Source organism: Chryseobacterium cheonjiense (genome assembly GCF_012927265.1).
GTDB lineage: Bacteria > Bacteroidota > Bacteroidia > Flavobacteriales > Weeksellaceae > Chryseobacterium > Chryseobacterium cheonjiense.
This window is the reverse complement of sequence record NZ_JABBGF010000005.1, coordinates 1-13,078: the sequence shown is the minus strand read 5'-3', so window position 1 is coordinate 13,078 and position 13,078 is coordinate 1. Positions and strand designations below refer to the sequence as shown.

Sequence of the window (13,078 nt, the reverse complement as noted above, 5' to 3'; positions counted from 1 at the left end):
CAGGCATTCATAAAGGATGTCTGTTTTTATTTAAAATTAATTTTCAAAAATTATTGAAAGTTCAAAATATTTAATTATATTTGTAATAGAAATTAAATCAGACAATGAAACTTTCAGAAGCCAAAGAAAAATATATTCAGACCTGGGGAACATTTGCGACCAACTGGGGCATCAACCGTACCATGGCGCAGGTCCATGCCTTGCTTTTGGCCACCGGAAAACCGCTTTCTACCGATGAAGTGATGGAGCAGCTTGAAATTTCAAGAGGTAATGCCAATATGAATCTCCGTGCTTTAATGGATTGGGGAATTGTAAGAAAAGAATTTATAAAAGGGGACCGGAAAGAATATTTTGTTGCTGAAAAAGATGTTTGGTTTTTATTTAAGCAAATTACCAAAGAGCGAAGAAAAAGAGAAATAGAACCGGTTATTTCTTTTCTGGAAGAACTGAAAAATATTGAAGATAACGACTCTGAAGAAGCTAAAGAATTTATCAGATTGATGGAAGATTTCAGTTCGGTAACCGGTAAGATCAACAATATCATGGATCTCGCGATAAAGAGCGACGATCACTGGCTGGTGGGGAAAATAACCAATTTGTTGAAGTAAAAATATGTCATTCTGAACGCTGCAACACGATGTAAAGAATCTTAAAAAGAAAGTAAGATAAAAAGGAGTTATTCCTTTTTTATTTCAAATAAACTTTCAAAAATTATTGAAAATATAAAAACATTAAAAAATAAATCATGAAACCAAGAATTTTAAAAGCAGAAACTATATTCCAGACATTGGTGAGCTTTGCTGGTCTTATATACATCTATGCCGACTATCACCAAAAACCTATTGCAAAATTTTTCATCGCACTTTTTTTTGTTGGTGTCTCAAATATATTAGGTTTTTTGTTAAGGGTTTTGATTAGTAAAAGTAAATTTCATCAATATTATCTCTTCGGTGTTATTCTATTTTTCGTTATTATTTATTTTGCATCTGTATTTTCTTCAGAATCTAATAGAGATCAGGTATTATACTTAATGGGAATTGGAGGAGTTCTTTTCAATATTTATTATATCGCCTACGGATTTCATTTGATTAAATCTTCGCAGCCACATATTACAGATTAATTTTTTTGATTTGTTATTTCAAAATTTATTGAAAATATAAAAACTACAAGATGTTTAATATTATCTCATACCTGATTTTTCTCGCAGCCGCATCATATATCACAATAGATGTAGGAAGAAGATGTTATCATGCCGGGAAATTTTATCTGGAATATCTGATCCACGACAACAATCTGTGTTTTACGATTAACAGAATCCTTTTAGGATGCTATTACCTTATCAACCTGGGGATATATTGCCATCAGTCTGACAAGCTGGGACAGAATCACATCTTTCGAGCAGGTATTCGCAATAACCGCAATACGCATCGGAAATATTATGTTGATTCTTTGCGTATTACATTATATCAACATTTTTACCCTTTATCTTTTGAGAAAAAATTTAACCATAAAATAAACTATTATGACAGCAACAATCCTTACCGCAGCAACGTACAATTTTTCAGCGTACATGATCTATTTACCAATTGTACTTACACTTACCGTTTTTGTTTCCCAATTTCTGTTCAAAAATTCAAAAACTTTTATGCTTGATATTTTCCACCAGAAAGAGGACATCGCATTGGCAACCAATTCCCTTTTCAAAATCGGATTTTATCTCCTGAACGTTGGCTTTGCCTTATGCATCATCGAGTTCTACAGAATTGAAACTGTGGAAAGCCTTGTGGTAGACATGAGCGAAAAGATAGGCAAATTCTCTATTTACCTGGGAATCATGATGCTCCTGAACCTTCTTCTTTTCCTGAAAGGCCGTAAACATGCCATAAATAAAGAAAAAATCGCTAAAAATGAAAACATTCATCTTTAAAATCTGGATGTATTTTACATTCAAAGTACAAAACAAAAGAACACGAGGAGATTTTTTAAACCTTTAGAATCAATAACCATGAAAACTTTGCTTTCCTATGATCTCAGAATTCAACAGATATTAATCATCCTTTTTCTTGCCGCTATTATTGCAGCAGCCGTCACAGCTCAGGACTTTTTATATATCAGTATTTTCATAGAATTTTTTATAATTGCCATAGTTCAGTATTCTTTAAATATAATAAAGTTTTTGTCTAATGAATATGCAAAAAAAGATTCAAGAAAACTATATATTATTGTTTCAACATATGTGGTAATTACTTTTTTGCTTTTTATTCTGGGCAGTTTTATGAAAGTGAATTTTCACTATGATTTCCTCGAATGGATTCCGATATCCTGGATTGCGCTGTCTCCTGTTCTCATTATCCAATCTCTTGTTATTAGCTTTTATGATAAAGAATATAAAAAAATAAATCATCATGTCTAAAATTCAATTAATAACCGTAATACAATCTGATATTCAAACTGTTTTTAATTTGTCAAGAGATATCGATCTGCACCAGCAATCAACTGCGAAAACAAACGAAAGTGCTATAGCAGGAAAAACTTCAGGACTCATTGAAGAAGGAGAAACGGTAACATGGAAAGCCAGACACTTAGGAATTTATCAAACTCTGACCACAAAAATTGTCGCCATGAATACGCCTCATCATTTTACAGATATTATGCAAAAAGGTGCCTTTAAATCTATGAAGCATCAGCATATTTTCAGTCAGCAAGGTGAAAATACAATTATGACAGATATCTTCGAATTTCATTCTCCATTCGGAATAATCGGAAAGATTTTTGACAAAATTTTTCTTAAAAGCTATATGAAGAAATTCCTTTTGAAAAGAAATCAATTGATTAAATCAACTGCAGAGAAACTATCTGAGTGCGAGCGAAGCGAGCGTCAAAACAGTTAGTATTAGGACTGTCATGCTGAGCCTGTCGAAGCATTTTATTATAAAAACAATCAGTTAAAACAAGAAAAATGAAAATTATCATCGCAGCCGGAACCGGATTCCTAGGTAAAAACCTCAGAAATTACTTTACCGAAAAAGGGCATCATGTATATATTTTAACCCGTAACCCAAAACATAAAAATGAAATCTACTGGGATGCAAAAACGTTGGGCAAATGGAAAAAAATCCTTGAAAATGCTGACGTTATCATCAACCTTGCAGGAAAATCAGTCGATTGCCGTTACACAGACAAAAACAAAAAGGAAATTTATTCATCAAGGATAGAAAGTACAAAAGTTCTTCAGCAGGCAGTTAATGAATGTATCAATAAGCCTAAAGTTTGGCTGAATGCAAGTTCAGCAACAATTTATATTCATTCAGAAAAACATTTAAATAAAGAAGAAAACGGAGTAATCGGTGATGATTTTTCAATGAATATCTGCAAAAGCTGGGAAAGCGAATTTTTTAAAGCAAAAACTGAAAATGTGCGAAAAGTTGCTTTACGAACTTCTATTGTCTTAGGTAATAATGGCGGCGCTTTTCCGAAACTAAAAATGCTCACAAAATTAGGGCTGGGCGGAAAACAGGGCAGAGGAGACCAGAACGTAAGCTGGGTTCACATTGATGATTTTTGCAAAGCTGTTGAGTTTATTTTGGAGGATGAAAATCTTTCCGGTCCAATCAATATTACCGCTCCGAAACCATTATCTAACAAAGATTTCATGATGAAATTAAGAAAGGAAATGAAAATGCCTTTTGGGTTAAACGCACCGGTCTGGCAACTGGAAATTGCCTCCATATTCTTAAAAACAGAAAGCGAATTATTGCTGAAAAGCCGTAATGTTTATCCTGAAAAATTAATCAAAAAAGGGTTCGGTTTTCTGTTTCCAACGGTTGAATCTGCATTTCAAAATTTAATGCAGTCAAATGATAAAAAACGCACATTGTAACTTAAAGAGACCTTAACTCATTTGATCGAATCTGAAAATTTTTCAGCTTTAACTGATAATGTGTGATGTAATACTGCTTTTTGGATCAAATCTGCTACTCAATATAATGTAAAAGTAGGTCAAAAAAATGTTTGATTAGAATAAACCACCGGAGCTGTGACTGGAAGATATGAACGCTAAGAGATTAATCCGTCTGTAGAGATTGCTAATAAAATTGCTTTGGCTCTAGGTGTTTCTTTAGATTTCTTGTTGGCAATGTAGAACTGGAACTCAAGGATACTTTGGTGGAAAAAGTAAAGGAAGTAAATAAAATGTCAGATAAGGACAAAGATTATGTATTTACCCTCATTGACGCTTTTATCGCCAGAAACAAACTGAAAACTATTCTAAAATAAAACCCATCGCAATTGCGATGGGTTTCTTTATTTATGCGCTCAAAGTTACAAACTTTGCGCAGCGGGGAAGTATGAACGTGATGAGATGATTCCTTCTATTGAAGTCGCCAAAAATATCGTTAAGATTTTAGAAACTACAGTGGGTTATCTTTTGGGGGAAACAGAAGAAGTAAACATCTTTAAGATCCTGCAATGCTCAACCGTTTTAATGACATTGAAAAACTTGATCCTGAAAACAAAAAACATCTGCTCTCGGTTGTAGATGGGTTTATACAGGCTCTTAAAATTAAAAATATTGCTGCGTTATGAAAAAATATGTTCTGATATTAATAGCCTTTGTTCTTATAAGTTGTAACTACAATAAAATTTATGAAGATAGAGAATCTGATAAGCAGGATGCCAAAAAAATTATCAATAAGTTTTTATTTTTTAATACAACAAAACAATGATAAAAAAGAAGTTTTCAGATTGTTTAGTAAGCGATTTTTTCAAGAAGTAGAAAAAGAAAGATTTGAACAAATTTTAAATAAAACAGATAGTGATTTTGGAAAAGTAAAAGACTATGAACTTACAAATAGCTGGACACAAATAATTGAAGGATCTAATCCTATATCTAAATATGAACTCTCATATCTTGTTACAAGAGATTCTACCCAAACAAAAGAGTATTTTAGACTACAGAAAGAAAAAGATTCTATTAAGATAATCTCTTACAGACTCGATTTTGATATTATACCAAAAAATAAAGCGGTGAAGATTCCGCTTTATTTTTCTCAGAGTTTATACCTGTGGCTAATAATACTGTTTTTTATGGATACTAAAAACCAACTCGCCTTTCTTCTTCACAATAGTGTCACCAACTTCTATTTCATCTTTGTATGAGGCGGTTTCTAATAAAAGATTGAAAAACACGCCTACCAACGCTTTACAAGGAATATAAAACAAAACCGCCACTCGTTCGAGTGGCGGTTTTTATTTTAGGGATATTCAAAACCAAATAGAATTTTATAAAGTTTGTTGTCTTTTAGATAAAACTCCATAAAATACGGAGGCATTTCATATTGTTTTATTTTGGGGTCATCAGGATTATCAATTATATATTTTATAATTTCTTCATCAGATTTTTTTTCAACCTTATAATCACTACCTTTTAGATTGGTTATTTCTTCTAAAGTCATTCCTAATTTCAGCCCTGATTCTGTATTAAAATTATCGTATTTAGTTTCTGTAACATCTTTCTCAAGTTTAGGGTCATCTTTTAAATATCCTACCTCGAAGCAACTAAAACTATTCTTTACATCTCCCTCATATTGATACGCAAGTAAGTATTCTTTTTTTTCTTTATCTGTAAAAGCAATCACAGGGGAATATCGTAAGTTATCTAATAATCTTATATTTTGAGGATAAAAATTATTTACAGAACTTTCTTCTCTTAATTGTAATTGATTTATTTTAAAATCTGGTTTAGAAAATTTTTCTGTATTAAAAGTTTCATTTTCTATCTTTTCTTGTATCTTTTTTTCTGATTGATGACAGCTAAAAAACAGAAAAAACAATAACAAAAGACTATTCATTAACATTTGGTATTTTCGTTCCACTTCTACCATTATTATTAGGATTATTTTGAATATTAATATTTACAGGTACTGGACCTCCTGTTTTTATCATACTTCTTAGAGTATCTCTAAAATTGGTAAGAACAATTTTATCTCCGGACATTCCGATACAACCCAGAGTTCCTTCATTGTTTCCATCAGGATGTATTCTTAACAAACTTCTACCTGTACTAAATTGCGGATTAAGATTAAAGCTAAATCCAACTCCGTCCCGATTCATTCCTTTGTTATACCATCCATTTGGACTTCTGTCCTGATAACTATCAACAGTATATTCTCCATTTTCTGGCGCACCATTTCCAAAGCCTCCTGCAACAGCTTCATAAGAGCCTATGTTTTTTGTTTTGCCATTTTCAAATGTTGCATTCAACTTAACGTCAACATCACCAATTTTAGAATTTCTCATTTCTCCTGATATCTCTACATTTACTTCTTTTGCAGGAGAGTAATCCATTTTACCACTTGTATGATACATTTCTAAAACAAGCCCTTTGTGATGTTTGTTATCCCAGGTTTTTGCTCTTTCATAATAAGTTCCTCTATAAGTTTCACCTTTTTGAAGTACACCTTTATCCTTATAATTTTTGGCTGTAACATCGTCTCGCCAAGTAACATCTCCATTTTTAGACTCAACCCAATCCATTCCATCTGGGTCAACAAAACGTGTAGGGTTATTGTTTGCGTACATCATTGGATTCAAATCCGGATGTTTTTCAGAAAGCGGATCCACAACACCCCATCTCCCAATATCCGGCATATAAAACCTTGCGCCATAATCATACATTCCGGTCTCCTGCAACTCCTTTCCGTTGTACTTATAATTCTTATAACTTCCTGTTCCAAAATAAGCTTCTGCTTCAGGGTTTCTAATGAAATTCATTCCAAACGGATAATAATCGTTACTATCTGTGACTATAGGTTTTTCATTATGTTCATCACTTTTATAACTTACCCTTACATTTCCTAAATGATCTTTATATTGATAAATATACTCATTATTTTCAAAATCATAAAACCCTTCTGATGTAGGCACAAATTTTAAAATATTATTGTAAGATGAACCCTGAATCATATTAATAAAGGCTTCCGGCTCATAAGCTTCACCTGTCTCTTTGTACCAGGCCCACCAAAGTTCATCACCTGTGGAAGAAGCATAATGAAAGCCATCTAAATATTCTGTAGATGAAGAGTACATCGCACCGTTTCCATTTGATGTTATAAAGCTTTTTTTCAGTTTTGTGCCATCTGCTCTGTACAAATAGCTTAAACTTTTATTGTAACCATCTATATTGACATGATAAGGAAGGTTCAAAAAATTATAGCGAATTTCATCGATTTTTTTATCCGGCATACTGATCATATTCCCATTTATGTCATATCCGATACTGTTATTATTATTGCCACCTTCATAACCTGTGGGATTTCCAGTTGCATCGTCAATTTTGGTAAGCTTATTCCCATCGTAATAATATTCCAAATTATCGATCAGTTCTGGGTAACTACCGTAAAATGAGGGTGCATTTCTCAATAGATGAGTAATGTTGCCGTTCAGGTCATATTGTATTGCTTCGTTAAAAAAACCATTAATAGGTACTGTAGAATAAGGTGTGGAGAATGATGCATCTTGAAGCCTGTTTAAAGCATCATACTGAAAATCGTATCTTCTTAAAGTGCTTTCCTCTCCTGCAGTTATACTTTTCTTCCAGTCTATTGATGAAATGTTTCCATTATATCTTCCCCCTGTAGAGGCGGGATTTGCATATTTAATTTCATAACCAAATAACTTTACGTCCAAATTTGCAGGATCATTAATCTTTGTCATCCATCCTCGGATATTATACGTATAGCTGACATCCTGCAACGGAGCGGAAGGAGATATTCCCCCAACTTTTTTTCCGGAAAGCTGGGAAAGCTCATTATACGTATTCTGCGCTAAATATTCCACAGGGTTGCTGTCTACCTGATGGGTATGAGTCAATAATCTGTTTTGCGTATCATACGTAAAGTTTTCGGTAATCACTTTATCTGCATTTGTATTCAGCCTCTTGTGACGGGTAATGCTCTGCTGAACCACCCCTGCAAAATCCAATTTGGATTCCACCTGGGTACGGCCTCCCAAATGGTTGATCGAATAACTACCGATAGCTCTTCCTTTTTTATCGTAATAGATGTAATTTTTCGTCCAGTTGTCATCCTCTATATTTTTCACCAGGCTCATTACCGGAAGGCTCTTTGTGCTTAATCCTTCCACAGTAGGCGTTTCGGTAAGGGTGGCTTCTCCTAAAATACTTGTCGGGAACGTTGGGTTAAAACTGTATCCCGGGTAAGAATCATAATAATTAACAGACAAAAGGGTATAATTATACTGCGGATAGGCTGAATTGGTGGTATAATACACATCCATCCCCGTATTATTAAAGCTGGAAGTAGTCCTTACTTCATTATTAGATCCTAATCCTTCTACAGCAGCCACCTGCTGGGCTCTGCCCGGAGGGCTATACACCAAACCTGTGTAAATAGGCCGTGAAAACTGGTCGTATTTTGTAAAAAGCCATTTTCCCTGCGCTTCGAGGTTAGCATCACGGGTGAGGACCAATCTATCCTGCTTATCATACACCATATATTCCCAGCTTTTGCCCGGAAGCTTCTTTTCTACCAACCGGTTCCTGCCGTCGTATCTATATTGGTAACAAAGATTGTTTAATGTTGTCTCATCGGTAGCTCCGGAAACTGAAGCCAATGGCGGAATGACATACGCCAATTGATTAAATTCGTTGTACACATAATAGGTGTCGGCTTTTTCCGTGGCGCTGAGCATTTTTCTTACAAGCACAACCTGTCCTTCCCCGTTTTTGAATTCGAGGGTCTGGTTGCCGTCTTCATCCGTTACCGTGTTTTTATACAGCTGTGCAGCAGCGTAAGCAGTGGTTGGGATAAACCCGGACTTTGTAGCTCCGTTTTCCCAAGTGGTTACTAAGTTGTATTTTTTAACGGCATCTGCTGTGGTATTGGCATCGTAACTGAACTGTACGGGTTTATCATTCCACGCAGTACCCACCTGTTTCTGCTGTAAGATCCTGTCTAAAGGTGAACTTTCCAGAATTTTCTCCGAAAAGATTTTCTCCGGACCGTAAAGCGTTGGCTGGGTGGCATTGCTCAGCGGAGAGGTGTAAATGCCTCCATTCTGTGTTCCCTGCTGGGGAACCGGGAGATAATCTTTCACCTGTCTTCCGAAACCATCGTATTCGATATGGGTTACCACATCTTTCCCGGTTGGGGAAGCTTTGATATTCACCACCTGCTTGGGTCTTCCCAAACCGTCAAAGTACTGAACGGTTTCTGAAGTTTTGGCAGCGGTGGTTCCGTTATAATCTAAATAGGTTTTTGTATAGACGTAGTTTTCCGTATTGTTCAGCTGGGCATGGGATACACCTGACACCAGCAAAGCGCCAATTGGAATTAATATCTTTTTCATCGTTTTAGTTTTTGTAGTTGTACTTGAATTCTTTTAACAGTTTGCCGGTGGCAGAATTTTCTCTGATTTCTTTCAATCTGTTGGCAGCATCATAAATGTACACTTCCCTGATTCCCGATGGCGGGGTAATGCTGGTAACTCCAATTAGTGGATCATAGGTATAAGTGGTTACCTGATAATTTGCCATGTTAGAATTTTTTCTGAAATCATCCAGCGCTGTGATCAATGCCGGCTCATTCAATGGATTGGAAGCGTCCAGGTCGGAAGCATTTACAATACTGCTGATAAGAGACTGCTGGATATCGGATAGTTTAGCTCCTGTTATCTTGGCAATCGGTTGGGTTTGATTATAGCCCCAGATAATAACTGTTGAAATACCATCTTTTGTCGTGTACTGCTGTAAATTGCCTTTGCTATCATAGTGATCATAGGTAACTTCCGTAGAAGCTGTACTCTGCAAATCATAGGAAATTACAGAAGTTGGAAATAAATTGGCGGCATTGTCGTACTTCGTCTCAGTTCTGGATATGATTTTGCCCTGGTCAGAAGCATTCTGCTTTTTTATTACTGCCGTTTCCAAAGGAATACCAATCATATTGGCATTGATCAGCTTTTGGTTGTTCTTCTCGTGGGCGTATTGATAAGTATTTTCTGTTATGCTGCCGTCGGGAGAAGTGCTGGTTTGTTTGGTAACATAATCTTTTCCATTATATTTCATATTTAAGATCGTTTTAAATATTCCGCCACTAGGATAAAATTCTGTATTTTCTCCATAAGTTTGATTCGCTTTTCCCACAACCTCTACTATTGGAGTAATAGCAATCATACTGGCAGGATCATTTGTTCCGCAAAATGGATTTAGACCTCCGGTATTCAAACAGCCTGATATATAAGCATCATAGGTTTTAAAATGCCCTGCATATATATATTCGGTATATGGAGAACCAATATGCCTTAAACTTATTCCTGTCAGTTTTTTTGTATCATAGGTATTGTATTGAGTGCTTTTTTTATATTGTAGCACTCCATTGCTATCTTTTTTCTGTTCATCTATTAATAACCCTCTCTTATAATCATAATTGGCAACAGGTACAAAAGGTGGAAAAGTAGAAGATACCTGTTCGGGATTAGGGCTGTCAATTGGTGATCTATATGTATACAAACTCTCGCCATTACCTGTTTCATATACTTTCACATTCTGATATCCGACATCTGCGCCCTGTGTTTTTTGAACAGGAATGAAGTTTTCAGATGAAAAGATTGTAAACACATTTGAATAATTATATTTACCAAAGCCTGAACCAACTGGATAAACAAAGGTATTGTTATAATCGTATTTATAGGTATGTACAGGTTTGGAGAATATTAATGCTCCGCTGCTTTTTCCTGATCCAGAAAAATCGTTGTATACGAAATTCACTTTTTTCGCAGGGATTTGATTGGTTCCATATTGAGCGGGTTTGTCATAGTAGCTGATACTGTTAATTCTTATTCCTCCTCCCAATACATAAGGAATGATATTGCTGTTTTTTTTGTCTTTGTAAGTAGCGGTAAAATTCACCGTTCCGGTAAAATTTACATCGACTTCCACAAAAGAAAGTTGTGCATAATATTCCCCTGCTGCAAAATCCATAGAGCGATATTGAGGGTAATTAGGATCGGGGTCAGATACAGGACCAACAACTCCTGCCATTACATAACTGTTTCCTACTTTTCTATAAAAAGATAAATTCCATGCATAGTTTACAATCTGGCTGTTTATATTTTGTATTTCTACAGTCTTTGGAGAGTTAAGTGTAAAAAAGTATTTCTTAATATTTTTTTCTGTTTTTGTATAAGTTACCTCTTTTTCCGTACTATCCCAATTGTCAGGATTTTCATAGGGATCAACGGGTTCTGAGCCTACATAGGAATAAGTATTGCTTCCAAAGTCAAAAACTCTTAATCCTCCCGAAGGAAGCTTCATACTTTTTAGAAGATTGATTGTCATACATGATGAAGAAGGTTCTTTTGCAAGTAAATAATTATCAGTAGGTTTTATACAATTGAACCAATCCCAATGGTCTTTTCCCAATGCCTCATTAGCTGTGTTTTTATAGTAATCCAAGACGTAATCAAACTCCTTGATGGAATCTGCTTTATACTTGGTTATTTTAGATAATGAAAGACGTTTATCATCTATATCTCTTCCCAACAACCTAAACCAAAAATAATCATAGGAAAACTGGTAGCTTTCAATGATTTTTTCTGAAGAATCTATAATAGTTATTTTATCTAACCTTTGCAATTGTTGTGGATGGGTATAATTTGTATCTTCTCTTCCCTGTAAATAAGTAAAACTGATTTTACCCTTACCAAGAACTTCAATATCTTTTAAACTGCGGACGGAAGTATTGTTTGAAGTTACATTTAATTCCTGGGCAGCAGGAATCTCTGCATCAAATTGTATTCTTACAGGTTGAAGTGCAATATCATCATCTGGAAACTTTTTACTTCTGTCAATTTGGGAATAATCTGTATAAAATACCTGTTGAGCAGGATAATAGTTAAATTTAACAAGATCTATATCTGATGCATTGCTTATTTTGCTTAAATGAAAAGCCGAATTGATATCTCCTAAGTTAGAAAAATTGGTATTGATATATCCTGCAAAACCAGTTTTATTGGATAATATTGACCGTATTGATTTTTCTAATATCTCAAAAGAATATTTATTACCCATTTCATCGGTAATAATAAAGGCGGTTGCCTCAAGATTATTTGTAGGATTTGTAGCACTTATGGCAATTCTTATATTATTTTTGTCTAATTTTTCAACAAACAATTGGTTGTTAGAATCCTTTTTAATAATGAATCGTCCTGTGTAACCCATAAAATTATACTGATACAAATCGTATTCTGTATCGAACCTGCTCATAAATAAACCTTCATAAAAAAGTTTCCTGAACTGAACATTGGTAGGATCTATTCCTATTCCTGTTGTTTGAGCATCCAAATATTGTCTCGTATAGTTTTTATCTGCGAATCTTGAGGTAAACTCGTCATATAAAATTCCTATACTAGGCTGGCCTCCAGGAGCAGATAATACAGCTTGATCATCCGGTGTGCCTCTTACTGTCCTTGTAATGCTTCCTCCAGCAAACAAGCTCCATCCTAGTCCTACTTCGCTGGCTTTGTCATCAGGTCTTGCGTTCAGGGGATGGTAATTTAGAGAAACATTCATTGAGATCCCTTGATTATAAATAGGAATTTCAGCTATCGGGATTTTAATATCCGGAATACCTGTGTAATTGCTTACGGGGACTTCTTCAAATTTCATCAAATTGTTTGCTGTAGGTGCTGCAGGATATAATTTCTTGATATTATCCATAGGATCACTTATGCTGGTCGGAGGTTCGGTCGTTTGCAAGTGAAAATACTGTACAAAAAATAATGTTATAAGTAGTAAATATATTTTTCTCAATTTCATCATGTTATTTTTTAATCAGTTTAGCATTCGCCGTTTTGTTATCATTCGTTTTCACGGTCACCAGATATGCACCCTGAATTAGGTTCTGCGTATTGATCTTGGTAACTTTATTTTTAGTTTTTAAGCTCTGAAGCTGTCTTCCTCCCATATCATATACAATAATCTCTGCTTCAAACCCCTGTCCTGAGCCTGTCGAAGGAGTGGTCCCTGAGCTTGTCGAAGGGAAGCCGATTTCTACATATG

General features: G+C 34.9%; 11 protein-coding genes. 7 read left to right on the top strand and 4 right to left on the bottom strand.

Annotated features, from left to right (window positions below):
• Positions 1–104 precede the first annotated feature (104 nt).
• The 7 genes from HHL20_RS19040 to HHL20_RS19010 all read left to right on the top strand — a co-directional run bounded on the left by HHL20_RS19040 (position 105) and on the right by HHL20_RS19010 (position 5,157).
• Entirely contained in the window at positions 105–608 is a 504-nt protein-coding gene (locus HHL20_RS19040) for a GbsR/MarR family transcriptional regulator (RefSeq protein ID WP_169232735.1), read from the top strand.
• Positions 609–745: 137 nt separating this feature from the next.
• Complete coding sequence (locus HHL20_RS19035; protein ID WP_169232734.1) at positions 746–1,120, top strand: hypothetical protein; 375 nt, start codon at positions 746–748, stop codon at positions 1,118–1,120.
• A gap of 402 nt (positions 1,121–1,522) precedes the next feature.
• On the top strand, positions 1,523–1,927 hold the full coding sequence (locus HHL20_RS19030) for a hypothetical protein (RefSeq protein WP_169232733.1): 405 nt from the start codon (positions 1,523–1,525) through the stop codon (positions 1,925–1,927).
• Between the two features lie 78 nt (positions 1,928–2,005).
• Entirely contained in the window at positions 2,006–2,413 is a 408-nt protein-coding gene (locus HHL20_RS19025) for a hypothetical protein (protein WP_169232732.1), read from the top strand.
• Complete coding sequence (locus HHL20_RS19020) at positions 2,406–2,891, top strand: SRPBCC family protein (protein ID WP_169232731.1); 486 nt, start codon at positions 2,406–2,408, stop codon at positions 2,889–2,891. Before HHL20_RS19025 ends, HHL20_RS19020 begins: the two co-directional genes overlap by 8 nt.
• A 68-nt stretch (positions 2,892–2,959) precedes the next feature.
• Positions 2,960–3,880, top strand: coding sequence for a TIGR01777 family oxidoreductase (locus HHL20_RS19015; RefSeq protein ID WP_169232730.1), 921 nt, complete (start codon positions 2,960–2,962; stop codon positions 3,878–3,880).
• Between the two features lie 764 nt (positions 3,881–4,644).
• Positions 4,645–5,157, top strand: a complete 513-nt coding sequence (locus HHL20_RS19010; protein WP_169232729.1) for a hypothetical protein — start codon at positions 4,645–4,647, stop codon at positions 5,155–5,157.
• Between the two features lie 95 nt (positions 5,158–5,252).
• Here the strand turns inward: HHL20_RS19010 and HHL20_RS19005 are convergent, their stop codons facing one another.
• From HHL20_RS19005 to HHL20_RS18990, 4 genes are all read right to left on the bottom strand, one after another.
• Positions 5,253–5,882 (bottom strand): hypothetical protein, encoded by a 630-nt coding sequence (locus HHL20_RS19005; RefSeq protein WP_169232728.1) that lies wholly within the window; start codon positions 5,880–5,882, stop codon positions 5,253–5,255.
• Complete coding sequence (locus HHL20_RS19000; protein WP_169232727.1) at positions 5,842–9,366, bottom strand: DUF6443 domain-containing protein; 3,525 nt, start codon at positions 9,364–9,366, stop codon at positions 5,842–5,844. Before HHL20_RS19000 ends, HHL20_RS19005 begins: the two co-directional genes overlap by 41 nt.
• A gap of 4 nt (positions 9,367–9,370) precedes the next feature.
• Positions 9,371–12,736, bottom strand: a complete 3,366-nt coding sequence (locus tag HHL20_RS18995; protein WP_169232726.1) for an RHS repeat domain-containing protein — start codon at positions 12,734–12,736, stop codon at positions 9,371–9,373.
• A gap of 103 nt (positions 12,737–12,839) precedes the next feature.
• The coding region (locus HHL20_RS18990; protein WP_169232725.1) for a T9SS type A sorting domain-containing protein at positions 12,840–13,078 on the bottom strand (239 nt) is incomplete at its 5' end.